Annotated in this window: 16 protein-coding genes and 1 pseudogene; 13 read left to right on the top strand and 4 right to left on the bottom strand. The window is 40.0% G+C overall.

All coding sequences use genetic code 11. The features are described from left to right. The first annotated feature begins 336 nt into the window (after positions 1-336). Positions 337-1,296, top strand: a complete 960-nt coding sequence (locus tag ACFE93_RS28815) for an NAD-dependent epimerase/dehydratase family protein (protein ID WP_375478591.1) — start codon at positions 337-339, stop codon at positions 1,294-1,296. Between the two features lie 59 nt (positions 1,297-1,355). Here the strand turns inward: ACFE93_RS28815 and ACFE93_RS28820 are convergent, their stop codons facing one another. The 3 genes and pseudogenes from ACFE93_RS28820 to ACFE93_RS28830 all read right to left on the bottom strand — a co-directional run bounded on the left by ACFE93_RS28820 (position 1,356) and on the right by ACFE93_RS28830 (position 7,919). Beyond that, the gene (locus ACFE93_RS28820) at positions 1,356-1,673 is read right to left on the bottom strand and encodes a hypothetical protein (protein WP_375478593.1); all 318 of its coding nucleotides are present in this window, start codon (positions 1,671-1,673) and stop codon (positions 1,356-1,358) included. 447 nt (positions 1,674-2,120) lie between these two features. Next, positions 2,121-6,006, bottom strand: a pseudogene (locus ACFE93_RS28825) (DUF2157 domain-containing protein). Positions 6,007-6,326: 320 nt separating this feature from the next. Further along, positions 6,327-7,919, bottom strand: a complete 1,593-nt coding sequence (locus tag ACFE93_RS28830; RefSeq protein ID WP_375478595.1) for a glycosyltransferase family 39 protein — start codon at positions 7,917-7,919, stop codon at positions 6,327-6,329. Between the two features lie 592 nt (positions 7,920-8,511). On the opposite strand from ACFE93_RS28830, the gene ACFE93_RS28835 reads away from it, so the two are divergent. The 5 genes from ACFE93_RS28835 (at position 8,512) to ACFE93_RS28855 (ending at position 13,041) form a co-directional block, all read left to right on the top strand. After that, positions 8,512-8,688, top strand: coding sequence for a hypothetical protein (locus tag ACFE93_RS28835; protein ID WP_375478597.1), 177 nt, complete (start codon positions 8,512-8,514; stop codon positions 8,686-8,688). Between the two features lie 65 nt (positions 8,689-8,753). Next, entirely contained in the window at positions 8,754-9,017 is a 264-nt protein-coding gene (locus ACFE93_RS28840; RefSeq protein ID WP_375478599.1) for a Uma2 family endonuclease, read from the top strand. Positions 9,018-9,413: 396 nt separating this feature from the next. Beyond that, complete coding sequence (locus ACFE93_RS28845; RefSeq protein ID WP_375478601.1) at positions 9,414-10,883, top strand: efflux RND transporter periplasmic adaptor subunit; 1,470 nt, start codon at positions 9,414-9,416, stop codon at positions 10,881-10,883. A gap of 19 nt (positions 10,884-10,902) precedes the next feature. Then, positions 10,903-12,120, top strand: coding sequence for an ABC transporter permease (locus ACFE93_RS28850; protein WP_375478603.1), 1,218 nt, complete (start codon positions 10,903-10,905; stop codon positions 12,118-12,120). A 309-nt stretch (positions 12,121-12,429) separates the two neighbouring features. After that, on the top strand, positions 12,430-13,041 hold the full coding sequence (locus tag ACFE93_RS28855; RefSeq protein WP_375478618.1) for a hypothetical protein: 612 nt from the start codon (positions 12,430-12,432) through the stop codon (positions 13,039-13,041). A gap of 89 nt (positions 13,042-13,130) precedes the next feature. Here the strand turns inward: ACFE93_RS28855 and ACFE93_RS28860 are convergent, their stop codons facing one another. After that, positions 13,131-13,499 carry a Dethiobiotin synthetase gene (locus ACFE93_RS28860; RefSeq protein WP_375478605.1) on the bottom strand — a complete coding sequence of 123 codons (369 nt, stop codon included), beginning with the start codon at positions 13,497-13,499 and terminating at the stop codon, positions 13,131-13,133. A gap of 209 nt (positions 13,500-13,708) precedes the next feature. Between ACFE93_RS28860 and ACFE93_RS28865 the strand changes: the two genes are divergently transcribed. The 7 genes from ACFE93_RS28865 to cas8a1 all read left to right on the top strand — a co-directional run bounded on the left by ACFE93_RS28865 (position 13,709) and on the right by cas8a1 (position 20,068). Continuing rightward, the gene (locus ACFE93_RS28865; RefSeq protein ID WP_375478607.1) at positions 13,709-13,945 is read left to right on the top strand and encodes a hypothetical protein; all 237 of its coding nucleotides are present in this window, start codon (positions 13,709-13,711) and stop codon (positions 13,943-13,945) included. Between the two features lie 498 nt (positions 13,946-14,443). Then, positions 14,444-14,689 carry a photosystem I iron-sulfur center protein PsaC gene (gene psaC / locus ACFE93_RS28870; RefSeq protein WP_015175986.1) on the top strand — a complete coding sequence of 82 codons (246 nt, stop codon included), beginning with the start codon at positions 14,444-14,446 and terminating at the stop codon, positions 14,687-14,689. 357 nt (positions 14,690-15,046) lie between these two features. Next, positions 15,047-16,927: a glutamine--fructose-6-phosphate transaminase (isomerizing) gene (gene glmS, locus ACFE93_RS28875; RefSeq protein ID WP_375478609.1), complete on the top strand. Its 1,881-nt coding sequence runs from the start codon at positions 15,047-15,049 to the stop codon at positions 16,925-16,927. A gap of 386 nt (positions 16,928-17,313) precedes the next feature. Then, on the top strand, positions 17,314-18,717 hold the full coding sequence (locus ACFE93_RS28880) for a DUF262 domain-containing protein (RefSeq protein WP_375478611.1): 1,404 nt from the start codon (positions 17,314-17,316) through the stop codon (positions 18,715-18,717). Between the two features lie 36 nt (positions 18,718-18,753). Continuing rightward, positions 18,754-19,116 carry an HNH endonuclease family protein gene (locus ACFE93_RS28885; protein ID WP_375478620.1) on the top strand — a complete coding sequence of 121 codons (363 nt, stop codon included), beginning with the start codon at positions 18,754-18,756 and terminating at the stop codon, positions 19,114-19,116. Between the two features lie 66 nt (positions 19,117-19,182). Further along, the gene (gene cas6 / locus ACFE93_RS28890; protein WP_375478613.1) at positions 19,183-19,734 is read left to right on the top strand and encodes a type I-MYXAN CRISPR-associated protein Cas6/Cmx6; all 552 of its coding nucleotides are present in this window, start codon (positions 19,183-19,185) and stop codon (positions 19,732-19,734) included. Between the two features lie 58 nt (positions 19,735-19,792). Next, positions 19,793-20,068, top strand: coding sequence for a type I-MYXAN CRISPR-associated Cas8a1/Cmx1 (cas8a1, locus tag ACFE93_RS28895; protein WP_375478615.1), 276 nt, complete (start codon positions 19,793-19,795; stop codon positions 20,066-20,068). The last annotated feature ends 12 nt before the right edge of the window (positions 20,069-20,080 follow it).

The following is a 20,080-nucleotide window of genomic DNA, read 5'->3' on the forward strand; positions in this document are numbered from 1 at the left end:
GGGGAGACTTTGACGTAAGTCAAAGGCAGGGTGGGGTTGTTTTATTTATCCATCACTTTAATTATTCCATCTGCTGAAATATTTTAGCCATTAAATTCCAACTGCATTTATTCTAAAAATTAAATTTCACTAATTAGTAAAATTTTTATTTTTATTGTTAGCAATTATTAAATTCAGTTAATAACGTATTTTCAGACCAAGTGTATTAGTTTAATTATCTTTTATGCTGATGATCTAAATAAAACTATCTCTGAAAAAATTCTCAATTAATTAGCAATTTTTGATTATAATTATTAACTTGTAAATATAACGGTTAATCAAAAAAAAATCGGCAACATGGCTAAAATTATCGTTACTGGAGTCGCAGGGTTTATTGGTTCTCATCTTGCAGAAACATTGCTACAACAAGGAAACGAAGTGATCGGGATTGATGAATTCAATAATTATTACGATCCTATGTTAAAGCGAACCAATGTTGCACACTTATATCGTTTATCTGGTTTTACATTAATTGAAGAAGATATGCAGTTTTTAGATTGGCAAAAACTCCTAAAAGATGTTGATATAGTTTACCATCAAGCGGCACAAGCAGGTGTTAGAGCAAGTTGGGGTAAAGCTTTTCGAGGTTATACAGAACGAAATGTTAACGCTACACAAGTTTTGCTAGAAGCAGCTAAGGATGCTAAAAACTTGAAAAGATTGGTGTTTGCCTCTTCATCTAGTGTATATGGTGATGCAGAAACATTACCTACCCACGAGAGAATTTGTCCTCAACCGGTTTCTCCTTACGGTATTACAAAGCTAGCAGCAGAGTTTTTGTGTGAACTGTATTACAAAAACTTTGGTGTGCCCTGTGTTACATTGCGCTATTTCACAGTCTATGGCCCCAAACAGCGCCCAGATATGGCATTTCATAAGTTTTTTCAATCCATTTTGCACGATGAGGCGATTCCTATTTACGGCGATGGCCAGCAAACGCGAGAGTTTACGTTTGTTAGTGATATTGTCGCCGCTAATTTAGCCGCTGCTACCGCACCCCAAGCAGTGGGAGAAATTTTTAATATCGGTGGTGGTAGCAGGGTGGTTTTAGCAGAAGTCTTAGATGCGATTGAAGAAATTGTTGGGAAGCCAATCAAAAGAAATTACATAGAAAAAGCGATGGGAGACGCCCGCCACACGGCTGCTGATGTATCTAAAGCACAGAAAATTCTCGGATATCAGCCGCAAGTCTTTTTAAAAGAGGGTTTGACACAGGAATGGGAGTGGGTAAAATCTTTGTATTCCCTATCTTCCTAATTTTCCTCCTGTTTATCTTTTTAACTGTTATGTAAACCGTATTGATAAAAGTTTTGCCCTTAACTGGTAGTCAAAACAACACCTTGGCGCACAGCACGCTTGCGAGCGCTTTTACGAGTACCCCCAGCCATCTGATACTCGTAGCTGTTTTTACCAAACTTATGAGCAACACCAAGCAAAATTTTTTCAGAATAGTCTGCTAAATCCCGTTCATTTTCGGTGATTTGAGTTAATAAAACATCAATAGTAGAGAGAGTGGTATTGTAGGTTTCTAGAAATTGACGGAGATTTTCAATTTTATCAGTATAATCTTTAACTGTTAAACTATCTCCTACATCTAGAGTAGGACTAATAGATTTAATACTTGCCAAGCGCATTTCAGCTTTGCTGAGAATACGTGAATCGCGTTTGTTTCATTGAAGGCATTGAGTTTACAAAAAACCTCTAACGCAATCAAAGAATTCTGAAATTGACTATTTGGAGAGTGGAGAAGGAAACAACAGCGATTTTCCCAGTAGTGCAAGGGGGTAAGTAAAAATGTTCAAAAGAAAATTTTTAATCAGTGTCGTTATTCCGATTACTGTTTTGTTAGGAAGTTGCGGAGCTAATTTTCAGTCTGTAGAAGACTTTAGCAAAAGCAAAGAATTAATACCTAATACCATTTCTTTATGAAGCAGCGCCAAATTTTCTTTATTTGTGTCCTTTGCGCCTTTGGGAGTTCGTTTTTAATATGCTTTAGTGCATCTTCATACAAAATTGATATAAGTAGTCAGATAGTGCGATCGCCTGTCTAATTAGTTCAACTCTTAGCTTAATACCTACCCCTATTCCCATGATTGAAATTCATCAATAGCGCTACGAATTAAGGAAGTTATTTGAGCGCGACGGGTTTCAAAGTTGGCGGCGATATAAATCAAAAGGATGCCAACTAGCAAGCCAACAACCCATTTTAAAAAGGAATATTGCAAGCTAAAAATTACCGATTGATAGATTGTAGTGATTAAAAAAGTGGCTGTACCAATGTAGAGAAAAGCCCGCACTCGCAAAGCTAATCCGGCAAAAATGGCGATGAGGCTGAAAATTCCAGGTATCCAGGCTGTATTTTGATGAAATAAAATTGCCCACCCACAAATTAAACCACTACCTAGCACTCTCAGAAGATGACGAGATGTTTTGTACTCTGGTAGCTTCAGTTGGGTATCTACTTGAGCAATATAAAGCAGTGATAACCCAATTGGTGTAACGTACCACAAAGCATCAGTCAAGCGTAAAGAATCAAACCAACGGTAAAGTGCCCAATCAATCAACGTCACACTAATATAGGTGAAACGGATGTTTTCACCCACTTTTGCAAGAAAGATATAAAATCCAGCTGCGATTATCAAAGTTATGGGGTAAGTTTGCAGTCTGGTTTCCCATAAAATTATCAAAGGTATGATGTATGCAGCTTGCTGCCAAGGTCTTTTAGACCAACCCCAATTTTCCCAAGGTAAGATGTACACAAAGTAGGCTACCACACAAGCGATCGCACCATTCCAAGGAACTAATGGCCCAGCCCAAAATCGCCCTACTGCTGTCTCCCGCCAATAAATCCTCATGCCGGCTACCTCTAATAAGCCAAGGTAAACCCACATCTCGGCGATTGTAATTCCTCCGAAGAAACTAGGGGAAGTGCGTGAATTTCGTCCCTGAAAGATAGCATAGCGAATCAAAAATACTCCAGTTCCCAATCCCACCAAACGATTAACTCCAATGGGAAGAGGAATAGCAGCCATTAATAAACAGCTACTCCAAACCCAGTGAATATGGGCAATTTTTTTCAATTCTTGGGGAGTTAGGCGTAAGTAGTTGACAAGCCAAGGCGACAGAATGCGGTAAGCATACATGATACTAGTGCCAAGGGCAGACATGGCAATTAATCCATCACCTAATGCTCCTCCTGAAGCTTGTGACATTTGATAAAACAAAAGTTCATAAGCAGAAATCGATACGCCAATAATTCCTAAATACAACAAGGGTTTGAAGTTTTCGCGCCGTCGCCCCACGCCAATAACAATTAAAGCTGCACCCAAGGAATACAACCCTGTCCATTCGGTGAAGGTGTTCAAACGCAGCAATACACTGAATGCACTATAAATTAATGGCAAAATGTGCAGGCTGCTAGGAAACCTTTCTAATTGATGTCGTCGTCGCCACCACTCGCCGATAAGTTGAGTAATTAAACCCAAAGCGATGTTTGCGATTGCAATTCTAATAATTGAGCGTTCCCCCAAACCTAGCAACTGAGCAATCAACAATTCCAAACACCAACCAATCCCATAAAATGCCCAATTTGTCGGTTCTCGCCAACTGCGATAAACAATGGCTGCCAGGGTTATTGTAGTGGCAATTAAGAACAAAAATCCCGAAGTAGTAAACCTTTGGTAAATCAGCACTGAGTGCAGCGTCAAACTAAACAATTCAAAACCACACAATGCGATCGCCCATTTATCGCTAGCGGCTGCATAGATAACTGTTAATTCGTTGCCGCGTCGGCTTAAAACAGTCCGCGCTAACCATAAACTTAGAGTGGCGATCGCTCCAGCAACAAACCAACCTGCTACCGCTAGGCGAGGTAAACCAGGCACACCCGTCCACAGCAGCACCCCAATGAAACTTAAAACAAATCCTTCTGTAATTAACGCAGATACTTGGTTTCGCAAATAGCGCGTATTTGCAAACATCAATCCAGCACCTACAGCCAAACCGATTAATCTGATTCCTGGTAGTTGTAAAGTCACTAGCTGGGCAATTATCACAGCCAAGACACTCAAGTAACGGCTAGTAATCTGCCGCTCTATAATTGTGGCATTGGCAACACCCGTCAGAGCTAAAGGCGTAACTAGCCATAAAACTCCCCAATCAGATCGGCTATCAGCGATGCCATACCAAGATGATTCTGCATTCATCCACAAGAGGAAAAAACTCGCTGCGGCTAATCCTAAACCGATGTCCCATGCACTACGTTGCCATAGTCCTTCCTCCAAACTAAATCGCCATTCTGCAACCATCAGAGCCAATAAAATACTTGCCCAGGCTTGTTGAGTCAGGCTGGGGAATAACCAATTAATGGTAAAGCAAAACGTCAGCACCCCCATGATGTGAGTTAGGTATATCAGGGGAAGAGATGAGGGGGAGCGGCGTTGAGTAACAAATGCCAAAGTCGCGGTAGAAAATAGCAGATTTAGCGATCGCAATGTGGGATTTACTATAGCAAGCGTTGTTAAAAAAGCTCCAAATAACAGAGTGAGCAGTTCGCCAAATTTAGCTAATTCTCGCTTTTGGCTGCGATACAAACTATCTGTAAGCGTCACCATCAAAATCACGTAAGGAAATAAAGCTATACCCAGTAGCGCCCAAGGTTCATTTTGAGAATTGGTGAGTTGAGTACTAGTTGCGATCGCTAATTTCTGTAAGTTATCAGGTACTAATCGCCAACCTAGCAAAATCGTCTCTAAACCGATGACGAAAACCCCTGCAAAGTCTCGCTTTAAACTGTACCGCCATAAGCGACTCCCCACAAACCACAAACCCAAACCACTGACAGCTATTGCTTGCCAAGGATAATTGACTACCGATACCACCCAACCCAAAAAGAGTAAAACGCCACCAAGTCTTTCCCAGAGTAAGAGTGATGAAGGGGATGAGGAGGATATTAATGTTACTTCCTCTATTCCCCCTGCCCCCTGTCCCCTCGCAAATGCCAATAGCTAACCCCAACAGTGTGACATCTACCTTGGTAACAAAAATTGCCCGCACCAACAATACTATTAAAGAATAAATAATTACAGCAGCAGGTAAACTAATACTTAAGCTACGGCGATCGTCACTGCCAGTATGAGACTGTTGGAAAAGATTGTGATAAACGGTAATGATAGTTGTGGCGATCGTTGCCAGATAAACAGCAATTAAGGGAAATCCTCTTAATTGCCAACCCCAATGCAGATAACTCAGCCCCAGAATATTTACCAGAGGTAATTTGCCAGTATGTAAATTGGCAAAAATAGTCCGATTTTTGGAGAGTAAAACAGTTATAGCAGTGAGGGTAGGACAGGCGATCGCAACTACAATCCAATCCACAGGATTTTGCCACAACCGAAAGCTATCCATTGCCCAAAAATTCACTGGTACTAACAAAAAAGTGGCAATCAGCAATGTCTGAGCCGTCAATCTGAGGTTATTTTGCCTAGTCGCCCAAAAGCTTAATCCCCAAAAACTCAAAGTATAAGCAAATAAAACCCCGTATTGTCCAGAAGCGGGAAACCTCACCCATTGACTAGCAGCCAGTACCCCAGAGGATACCACTACCAAGAAAACCCCTAGAAAAAGTAGCCAACGGACACTCAGTTCTGCCCCCAAGGACTGCAACATTGTGCTAATGAAGTTGGGTTTAGCTGGTTTTTGTTGTGGTTGTTTACCGCTACTAGCTTGTAAAGCTGCTATGGGCAACTGCTGCACGGAGTCGGAAGTTACAAATACTACCTTTGTTTGAGCTTCAACCTGCGGTTGCAACACCACTGCACATATCAGAAACTCTTGACATAACTGCCTGACTTGGGCATCAGATATTAGACCTAAACGCAACCATATATCCAGTCCTTCTAATAACTGAGGATGGGAAGATGATAGTCTGATTTCAATTTTTAGCGGGCGCTCAAGGGGCGATGACATAAGCGGCAGCAGTACAAGTATATACTTAAATTATTTTTTTAATTAAAGTATATTTTTGCTCTAACTGTGCCACTTATAAAGCTAATTGATATTAATTTTTAACCCAATACAGTTCAGATAAGTCCAAAACCCTAATGTAGAGACGCGATTTATCGCGTTTTTATAATTTATCGCGTCTTGAAAGACCAATTATCTACACCAATAACCCTTAACCCAAGCATATTGATTTTTAACCTACAAGCAATATTCAAATGCCAACTATCTGCTTTTATTTTCCACCTTGCAGTCTCATAACCGCTAAATGTGCCCGTATCCTTAGTTTAATTAGGTTTTGTTATTTTCCAGAGAAAGTCGTCTACCTGCTGTAAATTTGAGTTATAAACTTTTTCAACTCCAGCTTTTAAAAAGTCAGACGGCTCGAACAAGAACAAAAATATGTCAGTAAAGCCATTAGTAATCTCTGGTAACTGATTTTTTCCTACAATTTGAAATTGCACTTTTTGATCGATTAATTTACTAAGTACTTGTAGCGGTGGAAAAAGGTTATCCTCATCACTAATTAAAAGCGGTTTCTTCCCTTGATTAATAATATTAGCAATTTTAGGATATTCTTGGTATTTATCAGGCACTTGGTTCCACCAAATCTGCGCTTGAGAGTGAACCATACAAGATACAACTCCGCCCATAATTACCATAAACGCTACAAGTGACCAAAACTTTTTTTGCCAAGCTTTAGTATAAATAGACGCGATCTTAGTGGTAAATAGGTAAGCAACAGCTAACTGTATACCTAAAACTGAAGGAAGTGTATATCGACTAGTAGCAAACCGCTTTTGAAAGACGAAATCTGTTATCAGTAAAGGAAGCCCTACAGATCCAATCAAGGCTAAGACAAATAACCAAACTTTTTTAGAGGTTTTTCGACATACAAAATAAATTGAGTAGCTGATTAAAGCTAAAATAATTAAAATAAAAGGAAATAAGACAAACTTAAGTTTTCCCGGTTCGTTAGGACTAATACCTAAATCAAGAAACGCACGGCTAAAGATACCAGCCCACCTTGTAGCTGACATCAATAATGTTTGTTTAGTATTCGCCCAAGTCACTGCTTCTGGCTGAGGATTGGTAATAATAATCCAAATCCAAGGTACAAAAGTTATAAACCCTGCAAACAATGATAGCACGTAGGAAATCGAGATTTTACTCAATCGGAAACCTTCGATTACAACTACATAAATTCCCTGTGCAAAAGCAACCAAGGTAAAAAATAGATGAGTATAAAACCCTATTGATAATGTTGCTACATAAATGCACCAACTAACATTTGTTTGAAGGCGCATGGCTCGCAGCAGTGCTGCGCTCGATATTAATATGGCTACTATCCCTAAACTATACGATCGCGCTTCTTGTGCATACACAATATGAATAGGTGAAATAGCTACTAACCCGATGGCTATCCACCCTACTAGTGAAGACTCAAATAATTCCTGACATAGCCAATAAAGACAAGGAAAGGTAAGCAGACTAATAAATGCCGAAAAACTTCTGGTCGCTGCTATAGAATTGCCAAAGCACTCTACCCAAAACTGGGTAATCAAGATGTATAGTGGCAAAATCTGCGAGTCTTCTACAATAACTCCTTTAATTGTATCAATTACATTTTTTTCAGGATTAGGATACTGGTATTTACGTAAATATTCTATACCAATCAAACGACCATTACCTAATTGCGTTTTCACTTCTGACTGCGTATAGCCAGATATGCGTAATGATGAAAAAACTTCATCACCCCAATAAATTTTTTTGTCAATATTGACGAAGCGAAAAAATATGCCTATTACTAATAGGATAATAATTAAAAAGCGTAACCAATATATAGAAATAGTCCATTTCTGTAATATTTGCTTTTTCATATAGTTTTTAATTTCCTCAAAGCCTTAATCAACGTTAGTAAAAAGGCAACTCATAATTTGTTATTAGCCTGGTGCTAAGGAAAAAATAAAATTAGTATTTTGAAATAGGATAGTAAACTAAAATTAAGATTTATTTATATAATTTACAAAAAAATAAATCCAAGGTATTGTTTTATTTTTAACCAGTATTTATTTTGCAGCTTTGGGCAAAACTATACTTATAGTAAATATAATTGTTTCTTTATCATCCTATAGTATAAATTAATCAATCAATAAAATACTGGTGTTATAAATAAAAAGATTTTATAAAGTTTATATAAAAGTATTATGAATACGCCTGTCGTTGTAAGTTCCAAAAAAGGCACTTGCAGCAAAAGTTTAGTGCTTGCTCTATACACATTTAATTAGGTAGCTTGCTTCTTACCGGAGGTAAAAAGCTTCTTAATCTGTGTTGCGAATTTTAACTTGCCCTTGCTTGGACTAAATCGACCGTTGTTCCAGCAGTCTAAAATACTGTGAACAGATACTACGGTAAATTTATCCATTTGTAGTATAATAATTTAACGCTACCTCCCATTTAGCCCCTCAAGACTTGGATCATCTGGAAGTCGAGCGCGTCCTCTATCGCACCACCATCACGGGCGATGTTCCAGTTGGGCCCGATGGTTTCCGATCGCAAGTGGTTGAAGGTGAGGCGTTCAATAGCGAACTACCAACCGTATTGAAGAACAAAGCTGAGAAGTTAGAAGCAGTACCAGCGCTTTCATAAGCTACAGAGTGGTAAACAAGGGCTGCGCTGTTCGTAGCCCAGTTTACCTACTGAAGTATATCGAAGTGGCTAATACCTCACTTGCTGACGATCAAGGTGAAAAACGACTTTTATACGAAGATTTAGGAGTGAAAGAATACTGGATTTTAAATGTCCAGAATGTCCAAGTTATGGCTTTTGCTATTGAAAACCAAGGTAGTAGGCGGATTATAGAATCTCAGGTATTACCAGGATTAGCAATTTCTTTATTAAACGATGCATTACGGCGAACTCATCAAATAAATCAAAGTCAAGTTGGTGCTTGGTTATTAACGCAATTTCAGCAATAATTACAAACTGCTTTGGGATAGGAAATGGGGAGTAGGGAAAAAGAAAAGGATACAGAGCAATTAATGCCCGATCGCACTATAGCAATCCTATCTGATTTGTGAGAATTGCCAGCCATAGATTCCCAGCTTCTCAAAAAAGTCGGGGATCTTGTTTCTCACGAATAGTTCAGGATTGCACTAATATGCTGTGGCTAAAGTCACCCTTTTAGGTGAAGACATACAGAAATACGAATGCCTAGTATGAAGGAAGATTAAGCAACTGTGAAGCTTATTATGCGTCTAGTTGTTAATTGACTCATAAAAATTTAATCCTAAAGCTTTAACAACTCCGTACTTTCCACTTCTTTTCTAACTAAAAAATATTCTTATACAGCAAGATTTACAGGCTTCTATAATATGGCTACGCACATAGAAATTCCAGTTATTGGCAAAGTTAAGCATCCATTGCGCTGGCTGATTGGGCTGATGGCGGGGAGTGCCTTGGTTGTGGGTACTGTGACAACTTATACTTTAGTAAATCAAGGGGCAAATAAAGAAGATATTGCTCAATTAACTGTGCCTGTGGCAGCGCAAAACGTTACTTTGCGGATTACAGCTAGTGGCAAAGTCGTACCAGTTCAGAGCGTAAATATTAGTCCGAAGAACCCCGGAGTGCTGTCGCAATTATACGTGGAACAAGGCGATCGCATTCAACAAGGGCAAATTCTCGCCCGCATGGATAGCGCCAGTATTGAAGCTCAAAGGAGCCAGTACCGTGCTAACTTAGCCCAAAGTCAAGCACAACTAGCCGAAGCCCTTGCTGGTAGTCGTCCTGAAGAAATCGCTCAAGCTAAGGCGCGATTAGCACAAGCTCAAGCCCAATTAGCCGCAGCTAAGGCTGGTAATCGTCCCCAAGAGATTGCTCAGTCTCAATCCCAAGTGGATGCGGCTCAAGCAAAAGCGAATTACACCAGCGGACAGGTAAAGCGTTATCAATACCTATATGAACAGGGAGCAGAGAATAAACAATTACTCGATCAGGCCATCAGCGATGACAAAAGTGCTAGAGCCAGTTTAGAAGAAATAAAAAAACGATTGTCGTTAGTCCAAAGTGGCACTCGCAGTGAGGAAATCGACCAACGCCAAGCGGCTGTTAACGAAGCACGGGCAGCATTGGTACTGTTAGAAGATGGAACCCGTTCTGAGGAAATTGCCCAGCGTCAAGCGGCGGTTGCATCTGCTGAGGCTCAGTTAAAGGGTGTACAAGTGCAATTAGAAGATACTATTATTCGCGCTCCTCTGTCAGGAATTGTTACCCAAAAGTATGCCGAACCAGGTGCGTTTGTCACACCCACAACTTCTGCTTCTACTAGTGCGTCGGCAACTTCTAGTTCAATTGTCGCTGTAGCACGCGGTTTAGAAATATTAGCTCAAGTTCCCGAAGCCGATCTTGGCAGAATGAAACCGGGACAGCAGGTGGAAATTGTCGCCGATGCCTATCCCGATCGAGTTTTTAAAGGTCATGTGCGCCTGATTGCTCCCGAAGCAGTGATAGAACAAGGTGTGACATCCTTTCAGGTGCGGGTTGCTCTCGATACTGGCATAGATAAACTGCGTTCTGGCTTAAATGTGGATCTGACTTTTTTAGGCGATCGCGTTAATAATGCCTTGGTGTTACCAACGGTGTCAATTGTCACCGAAAAGGGTAAAACTGGCGTACTCGTACCCGATGCCAAGAATAAACCCCAGTTCCGCGAAGTTACAGTTGGGGCACAAATTCAAGACCAAACTCAGATTTTAGAGGGAGTTAAACAAGGCGATCGCATTTTTGTTAACCCACCCAAAGACTACAAAATTGAAAAGACCAAAGAAAAAAATAATTCGTAATGCGTAAGTTTTATAAGATATGAATTTCCTCGAAAGCATGAATATGGCGGGGAAAACCCTGCTGTCAAATAAACTGCGTAGCGCCCTGACGATGTTGGGTATAGTTATTGGCAACGCTTCGGTGATTGCGATGATTGGGATTGGCGAAGGTGGGCAAAAGTACGTGAATAAACAACTGGAGTCATTAGGGCCAAATGTGCTGTTTGTACTGCCAGGTAATCGAGAAACTCAGCGCATCTCCTTTGAAGTGCCAAAAACTTTAGTGTTGCAAGATGCGGATGCGATCGCCTCTCAAGTACCAACTGTAGTAGGGGTTGCTCCCGAATTAAACACCAGACAGGTGATTACTTACCGCAACAGAAACACCGATGTCAACATCATTGGCACAACTCCCTCCTTCCTACCAGTGCGGGATTTTGAAACTGCTAAAGGTAGGTTTTTTTCTGAGGTAGACATCAAGCGAAGTAACCAAGTTGTAGTGCTAGGTGGAGACTTGACAGAAAAACTATTTGGTAATAGTAACGCTATAGGTCAGCAATTGCGAATTGGAAATACCAGCTTTCAAGTGATTGGGACGTTAACAACCAAAGGTTCCAGCGTGGGAGCAGATTATGATAATGCTGCCTTAATACCAATCACCACATCTGCAAACCGACTTGTGGGCAAGAATTCTCCTTATGGTATTGCCTTAGATTACCTCGTTGCTGCCGCTCGTGATTCCGATAGCGTGGATGCAGCCGAATTTCAAATTACTAATTTGCTGCGTCTACGGCACAAAATTAATGGTGAAGATGACTTTACTCTTCGCACCCAGAAAGATGCTTTGCAAACTGTCGGTCAAATCACAGGTGCATTGACAATTATGCTAGCTGCGATCGCAGGTATATCCTTGTTTGTCGGCGGCATTGGCATCATGAATATTATGCTAGTCTCTGTCACCGAACGCACCCAAGAAATCGGATTGCGAAAAGCGATCGGGGCAACTGAGCAAGATATTTTGCTACAGTTCATCATTGAGGCAGTGATAGTTTCTGCAGCTGGCGGCTTAGTCGGGACTGCGATTGGCATCAGTGGCATCCTATTAGTGGGAGCCTTGACTCCTTTAGAAGCGAGTCTTTCTCCTGTAGCGATTACTATGGCAGTTGGTGTCTCTGGAGGTATTGGTTTATTCTTTGGTGTTGTTCCTGCACGTCGCGCTGCTAAACTCGACCCCATTGTGGCTTTGAGAAGTGCCTAGTGCCGCAAGGCGGAAGTCAAAAGTCAAAAGTTAAAAGTCAAAATAAATACAGCGTAAGCGTTTTATTGATTTGGAATGGTGAGGCAGTTCGGTCTTGGGGGTTCCCCCCATGAGAAACTGCCGAACCCGAAGGGGTGGTTTATTTACTCGTTGAAATTCCACAACGCCTCAGCTAAATCCTCTAATTGAGCGATCCATAAAAGCTTCGATACGCGATCGCTACAATCCATTGAAGTAATTTTGCTGAAAAACGGGAAGACTATGGTTACTCCCGAATGGGAAATTTCTATAAAAATCCTGAACAGCAAAATGCTCAAAAAATCTCTACTTAACTGTTTAATTTTACCTTTTTCTCTAGCAACCGGGCTGTGCGTCGGAACGCTTTTTGATTCCCAAGCCAATGCTTTACCAGGGCAAAGTACAGAAGAGGTAGGCACTTGGATTAAAGCACATCCGACACTCCGCCCCAGGAGCGGAGAGCGATTATTTGTACAAAAGACTGATACGGCTGCCCAACGATTCACTTTTCAAGCGTCGGTATTGCCTCCTGGTAGGGTGGAGTTTTCCAAAGATCGGGGCACAATTCGGACTGAGCGCATTACTATGTATGATGCTATTAACGGCATGACATTTGCGCGTCTCCAAGAATCCTTGCGGGTGATTTATGGCTTAGAGATTTATCAAGATTACGATCGCGCTCAAGTCGTGTATGAATATCCCAACCAGGAGGTAGTTAACTCAGCGCGTCTGGCTAAAACTCCAATTCGGGAAGCCTTAAAGGGAGAATTACGAGTAGGCGATCGCTATGTATATTGGGTGGAAGTTGCTCAACCCAAGAATGGCAAAGCTTTTACCGGTCAAATGACCGTTTTGCTCAAAACTGACCTAGACAAGTTAGAAAATGAACTGCAAATTCGTTAATGAGCATCTAAGTGCTGAGTGCTGAGTTAGAAGTGAAGAATTATTTTCCTTGTTCCCTTGCTCCCCTGCTCCTTTTCCCCTTATATCCTTCATCTCTTCCCCAACTCCAACTGAGCTAAGGTTTGCCATATACCCGAAAAAATACTTTCAGCTGCTAAGGAAATTCGTAGTAAATCTTCTTTGAATAGTGGCGGCCAATCAACCCCGGCTTTACGCCCTGCGCCAAATAGCTGTTGCGCCTTAATGCTTAACTGATAAAGGGCCAAAGCCAGTTCTCGGTCTAGGCTCTTTGCATCTTTGAGGGCTTCAAACACCACTTTCAATGCCAACAAAATCGAAGTAATGTGACCAGGTATCGGCGGTTTGCCCTGTTTCATACGCGTTAACAGCGCATCTGGGTTTTCTTCGGTTGTGATTGTCTGATCTATGAGGAGTTTCCTAGCTGTTTCGTAATTCATGTAGTCAGTTTAGCGCACATTTTACTTCAGCAGTAATACTTAATTAAAAAGTTATAAAATAGCTTTTTAGTTATTTATAGCAATCTCTTATGATTTGTGAAATGATAAGTATGGAGAAAATAAGCGGGAATTGACGATGCTCTAGGTTAACCAGATAGACTGAATATAATATCTTTTAAAAATCCACCTTACTAGGAATCAAAAGTAAAATGATCTCACCAAATTTACTAGAAATTGAGCGCTCTATCCTTGCCTTGTCTGTGGAAGAACAACTTTGGTTGTTAGAAAGTATTGCTCGACAAATCCGAGAAAATGAGTATGCAAAAGATAAATTAGCCAATGCTAATAATTTAGAGGAACAACTGCAAGTGACGGCTATTGAGCAAAAGATTGAAACAAAAATTGCTGCGATAAATGATGAGTTTGCAATTTCTGAAATACTCTGATATGTGTGAGTAAACATTATGAAATTGCCAGACCTAAAAAGTTAAATATACGAGTGATTGGTGAGCGACCGCAGTCTCTAAATTAATCATTTACATCGCAAAAGCAGTTTTATTCAGTAAGAAAAACAAGTTTTTGCGTAATCTAGGTTGCCGAACTGTTTTTGTTTACACGGGGATGTGGCGATCGCAAAATCAGATTATTAACCAAAATTCCCATAGTTAAAATTATGGAGATGTCCCTATTTCCTTTTAATTTTGTTTCATACAGCTTTACTATTTAACCTCGTTATGGTATATCACGGTGGTAAATACGCTGTGATGATGTTCCTGATTATCAGTCAATAAAGACAATCTCGTAAAAACAAATTTTAACGGTGCTTATTACATTGTTTGAAGTTATGTAGCCTTTTGATTACGGCCTATCAACCACTGCGGTAGACTATGCGTTGATTATGATTCTTTCGCAGAGAAGAACACTCGAAAGGAGCCGTTTATTCAATGTCTCATTCTGTAAAAATCTACGATACCTGCATTGGCTGCACCCAATGCGTCCGCGCTTGCCCTACTGATGTACTTGAGATGGTTCCTTGGGATGGCTGTAAAGCTGCTCAAATTGCCTCTTCACCTCGTACAGAAGACTGCGTGGGCTGTAAGCGTTGCGAAACCGCTTGTCCCACTGACTTTTTGAGCATCCGGGTTTACCTGGGCGCTGAAACAACTCGCAGTATGGGTCTAGCTTACTAAAAAGCTGAGTGCTGAGTACTGAATGCTGAGACAAAAGAAGTAAATCAGAAACACAATTTCTTGATTCTTCACTCAGCACTCGGAACTCGGCATTCAAGACTTTTAAATGTTTCAATAGCAAGCACCTTTAGCAAGCATTTTTTGAGGGGATACAATCTTTAGGTATCTAAATCTTAGAAGCCGTATTTGTACCGTCAGGTCAAAAGCTGACGGGGAATCCGCTGTCAAAACCCTAAAATCCATAACAATACCTAGTGGTAGAGGGAGTAAATTACTCCCTTTTTTCTTTGCAAAATGTCCACTTTATGCTACCGACTATACTGGATTAAATCATCCTAAAAATAAGTGGTGTGAACAATGTGCGGAATTGTTGGATATATAGGCACTCAAGCGGCGACAGACATTTTACTGGCTGGACTGGAGAAACTAGAATACAGGGGCTATGATTCGGCTGGAATCGCCACTGTTTGGGAAGGAGAGGTAAATTGTGTGCGGGCAAAGGGTAAACTCCATAACTTGCGTTCTAAACTGGAACAAATAGAAACTCCTGCCCCAATTGGTATTGGTCATACACGCTGGGCAACTCATGGTAAACCAGAAGAGTACAACGCCCATCCCCATTTGGATACAGCAAAGCGAGTGGCTGTGGTGCAAAATGGCATTATCGAAAACTACCGCGAGTTACGCGAGGAACTCAAAGCAAAAGGACACGAATTTCGTTCTGAAACCGATACCGAAGTTATTCCTCATTTAATAGCCGAATTTTTAAAGAATTTTCCTCCTTCATCTTCCTCATCTCCCTTCCTAGATGCAATTCGCCAAGCAGTTAATCACCTAAAAGGGGCGTTTGCGATCGCAGTTATTTCTGCTGACTACCCCGATGAATTGATTGTTGTCCGCCAACAAGCACCTTTAGTAATTGGTTTTGGGCAAGGGGAGTTATTTTGTGCCTCTGACACACCTGCGATCGTTGCCTATACCCGTGCGGTGCTACCTCTAGAAAATGGCGAAATTGCCCGCCTCACACCTTTGGGCGTTGAGATTTACAATTTTGCTGGCGATAGGCTGAAAAAACAACCCCGACTGCTCAACTTCAATCCTGCAATGGTAGAAAAGCAGGGATTCAAACACTTCATGCTCAAAGAAATCCATGAGCAACCAGGAGTAGTAAGAGCTAGTTTAGACGCATACTTTAATCCAACCGAATCTACCGAATCGCCAATCAATCTTGGTTTACCTGGAGATTTATACAACGATTTAGAACAAATTCAGATCCTCGCCTGTGGTACAAGTTGGCACGCAGCATTAATCGGAAAATATTTACTCGAACAACTAGCAGGAATTTCAACTCAGGTAGATTACGCTTCTGAGTATCGCTATGCACCATCACCCGTGACGGCTAACACCTTGATTATTGGCGTTACCCAATCAGGCGAAACCGCTGATACCCTAGCAGCTTTGGCGATGGAAAAAGAACGTCGTCAGGGGAAAGACCTTAAATATCAAGCACGACTACTAGGTATTACCAATCGCCCTGAAAGCAGCCTCGGTCATTTAGTGCCGCATATTATCAGCACCCTAGCGGGAATTGAAATTGGGGTAGCAGCGACGAAAACTTTTACCGCTCAACTGATGGCGTTTTATGCTTTGGCATTGGATTTAGCAGCTCGTCGTCAGACTGTTTCAAAAGATATATTAGATCAAATTATTAATGGGTTGCGGCAGATTCCCAAAGAAATTGAGGCTACTTTAGAAAGTCAGGAACGTTTAACCGAACAATTAGCCCACGAATTTGCCGAAACTAAAGATTTCATTTTTGTAGGAAGGGGAATTAACTTCCCCATTGCTTTGGAAGGGGCGTTGAAATTAAAAGAAATCAGCTACATTCACGCCGAAGGGTATCCAGCTGGAGAGATGAAGCATGGCCCGATTGCACTTTTAGATGCGAAAGTACCAGTAGTTGCGATCGCAATCCCTGGTAGTGTGTATGAAAAGGTGATTTCTAATGCCCAAGAAGCCAAAGCCAGAGATTCTCGGTTAATTGGCGTGACTCCCGTCAACGATGGCGAAGCTGCGGAAATTTTTAACGATCTTCTTCCCGTCTCTCATGTGGAAGAATTACTTTCTCCGATTCTGACAGTAGTTCCTTTGCAATTATTGGCTTATCATATTGCCGCCCGTCGCGGTTTGGATGTCGATCAGCCTCGTAACCTTGCTAAAAGCGTTACGGTAGAATAATTTATACTACTAAAACAATAATTGTACTGGAATTTACATGATATTATTGCTGGATAGTTAAATTTTAGCACATCCAGCAATTTTTTTTGAGGTCATGTCTGGCACAAGGGGCTATATGTCTATACAATCTCAAATGATTGATGTTGGGTTTTTAGTTGGGCTTAAACCTTGAATAAATCGATTTTTATACTAAAGCGATGCTAAAAACAAATTTATGGTTATTAGAGGAGTAACACTTAGTGGTAAGTGGTCAGAAAAAACAGAACATAAAAAACGGCAATAGGGCGACTTTAGATTTTGAGCAACCCATTTGGGCATCTGCCGATAAGCTACAGGGTCATATGGACGCACCAGAGTTTATAACAGTTTACAATAGTAGGTAATTTATGAATCAACAAACAATTAAATCCTTAGATTTAACTATTGACAAATTATTTGATGATTTCTACAGTATACCACCTTATCAAAGAGAGTATGTTTGGGAAGAAAAGCAAGTAGAACAACTTTTGTATGATGTACATAAAGAATTTCCTCCCCTTGAATTTCGTCATAAATCAGATGATTATTTTATTGGTAGCATTGTTGTTTGCCCTAGTTCTGATGGCACTAACAATCTTTATGAAGTAATTGATGGACAACAACGAATTACTACTGCTCACATTTTCTCTTGTGTTGTTAAAAACTATCTTATAAAGTTAGAAAATCATGCTGCTGTTGATAGCATAAGAACTCGGATATGCGGAATAGATACAGATTCTAACGGGTTTGATGTACCTTTGTACAAAGTAGCACTTCAGTATGAAGATAGTAGCAAAGTTTTAGATAAGTTTGCAGATGATAATTTTGATTTAGAGCAGATAGTTGATAATACTAAATCTGCCCAGAATCTGGTCAATGCTTATGGAATAATTTACAACTTTATTTCCAATGAATTTGGGCAAGATGAAAGTGAATTAAGGAGATTTTACTTACATTTTACGAAGAAAGTCAAACTTGTACGTGTTGAAACAGCAGATGTTAATCATGCATTACGAGTTTTTGAAACTCTTAATGATAGGGGTGTTGGTTTAAATCCTATGGATTTATTAAAAAACCTTATGTTTAAACAAGCGAATATAGAGAATTTTGAAAATATTAATACTCAATGGAAAGAACTAAATGATGCAATACAATCAGCTAATGAAAAACCTTTTAGTTTTCTGCGTTACTTTATTTTTTCAAATTTTGATGTTAAGCGTGATGATGTACAAGAAGAAAAAGTTTATGAATGGTTTTTGAATAATAACTCAGTATGTCAATATACAGAAAAACCAATTGAATTTGTAGAAAAGCTACGTAAATCTGCTAACGCATATGCTTCTTTTATTAAAGGAAAAAATCCAGACGGTACAAATAATCGTTATTTAGCTAACATTAAACATTTAACTCCTAATTCTAGACAACATATGAGTCTATTATTAACAGGTCTTGAGTTACCAAAAGAATTATTTATAGAATTATGCCGCCAACTCGAAAATACACTTTTTGCTCTTATTATTACTGGGAAAAAACTGAATGAACTAGAACGCACTTTTATTGAATGGTCTAGTGAAATCCGCAAAGTCAAAGATGCTGATACCTTACATCAGTTTGTAAATCAGTATATTTTACCCATTAAGCAAGATATTAGACAAAAGTTTGAAGAAATATTCCTTAGTCTACAAGAAAAAGATTTGCCAAAATATCGATTAAAGTATATGTTGGCAAAATTTAGTCAGTATATTAATGAAAAAGCATTTGGTAGTGAATAAAATTGGATAAATTTAAATACATTTATTCAGAATAAAATAGAAATAGAACACATTTTACCTCAAAAACCTGAGCAAGCTATTGTTAATGATTTTGATAAGCCAAATGAAATAACAAAATATATATCTAGGCTAGGTAATCTGACTTTATTAGAAAAGACCATAAACGCCTCTATTGGTAGGGGCACTTTTTCTGAAAAAAAAGCTGCTTATCCGCAGTCTGTTTTCTTGTTAACTAGGTCAATAACAGAGAAGCCTGTACTTGGAACTAATACAGCTCTTAATCGAGCAGTTCAAGACCTTAAGGAATTTACAATTTGGAATTCTCAAGCTATTGAAGAGCGTCAGAAAATGCTCACTTATTTAGCAAAACAGGTTTGGGATATGGATCAAGCAGTTTAAGAAGTCACTTTAGAGTCAGCTACATTGGAATCTGCTTTTGAAGACATTGTGGCTTCTAAATAAAGAATGGTTATTGCGATCGCTCATTTTCAATCCCAAGTTCACGACATGGATAGATTGGGTATTCACACTATTGCAGGTATTCCCAGCAAGGATGGTCAGATTTATCTGACTGATAATTCCAGGCTTTACATTCGCCCCCCTGTGGACAAAATAAGTCTAATCTATCCGTTAGCAGGTAAGTCCCTGAAAATTGGCAAGCATACAATTCGCTTGGGGATTCCTGAAATTTATTTGCTTGAGGCTTCTGAGAGACTGCGATCGCGTATAGTGATTATCCAGGGTTATCAAGAACCGGAGTCATTTTTAGCAGCAGCACAGCGTCAGTTAGAACAACTGGGTATTCAGGGAAAAGCCTTTATTACCAAAAATACTGATGGTAGCCCAAAACGTAGAAGTATTAAAATCAAGCGCTTTACAGTTGTGGGTTTTGGGTTAGAAATCATTAATCTTAGCAAAGAAGATTTGCTAACATTGCTGAGATATGGCATTGGGGGAAAGCGCAAGATGGGCTGTGGCGTTTTTGTGGCTGTGAAGATAAAGGGAAACGCAAGTTAAAGCTGGTTTTGACTACTACCCAATAAAAGTTTGAGAGTATTTCCCAGAAACAAATAAGATGTCCATAGTAGCCAGCGTTGTCAACCCCAAAATCCAGTTAAATCTGGGCGACCCAAGCATAACTTGGATACATCGTGCTGGCATAGCAGGACTGTGGATGACGCTCAAGCAACTAGAAAAACTATATCCAATACCTGCGGAACGGCCTGGTAATTTAACTTGGTTGCTGACTCCTCGCAGCATCAGTCTCGAATGGCAAGGGCAGGATTTCTTAGTTTTAGACTGGCTGCTAAACCCGGATTTCTCACAAGCAGTAAAAAATCAATTTACATAACTTGATGTGAGA

The sequence above is a fragment of the uncultured Nostoc sp. genome (genome assembly GCF_964247315.1).
Taxonomy (GTDB): Bacteria; Cyanobacteriota; Cyanobacteriia; order Cyanobacteriales; family Nostocaceae; genus Nostoc.

What these genes read in the sequence shown, in the direction of transcription:
- ACFE93_RS28815 (WP_375478591.1), top strand. Translation starts at nt 337, where the DNA reads ATGGCTAAAATTATCGTTACTGGAGTCGCAGGGTTTATTGGTTCTCAT.
- ACFE93_RS28820 (WP_375478593.1), bottom strand. Translation starts at nt 1,673, where the DNA reads ATGCGCTTGGCAAGTATTAAATCTATTAGTCCTACTCTAGATGTAGGA.
- ACFE93_RS28830 (WP_375478595.1), bottom strand. Translation starts at nt 7,919, where the DNA reads ATGAAAAAGCAAATATTACAGAAATGGACTATTTCTATATATTGGTTA.
- ACFE93_RS28845 (WP_375478601.1), top strand. Translation starts at nt 9,414, where the DNA reads ATGGCTACGCACATAGAAATTCCAGTTATTGGCAAAGTTAAGCATCCA.
- ACFE93_RS28850 (WP_375478603.1), top strand. Translation starts at nt 10,903, where the DNA reads ATGAATTTCCTCGAAAGCATGAATATGGCGGGGAAAACCCTGCTGTCA.
- ACFE93_RS28855 (WP_375478618.1), top strand. Translation starts at nt 12,430, where the DNA reads ATGCTCAAAAAATCTCTACTTAACTGTTTAATTTTACCTTTTTCTCTA.
- ACFE93_RS28860 (WP_375478605.1), bottom strand. Translation starts at nt 13,499, where the DNA reads ATGAATTACGAAACAGCTAGGAAACTCCTCATAGATCAGACAATCACA.
- ACFE93_RS28865 (WP_375478607.1), top strand. Translation starts at nt 13,709, where the DNA reads ATGATCTCACCAAATTTACTAGAAATTGAGCGCTCTATCCTTGCCTTG.
- psaC (WP_015175986.1), top strand. Translation starts at nt 14,444, where the DNA reads ATGTCTCATTCTGTAAAAATCTACGATACCTGCATTGGCTGCACCCAA.
- glmS (WP_375478609.1), top strand. Translation starts at nt 15,047, where the DNA reads ATGTGCGGAATTGTTGGATATATAGGCACTCAAGCGGCGACAGACATT.
- ACFE93_RS28880 (WP_375478611.1), top strand. Translation starts at nt 17,314, where the DNA reads ATGAATCAACAAACAATTAAATCCTTAGATTTAACTATTGACAAATTA.
- cas6 (WP_375478613.1), top strand. Translation starts at nt 19,183, where the DNA reads ATGGTTATTGCGATCGCTCATTTTCAATCCCAAGTTCACGACATGGAT.
- cas8a1 (WP_375478615.1), top strand. Translation starts at nt 19,793, where the DNA reads ATGTCCATAGTAGCCAGCGTTGTCAACCCCAAAATCCAGTTAAATCTG.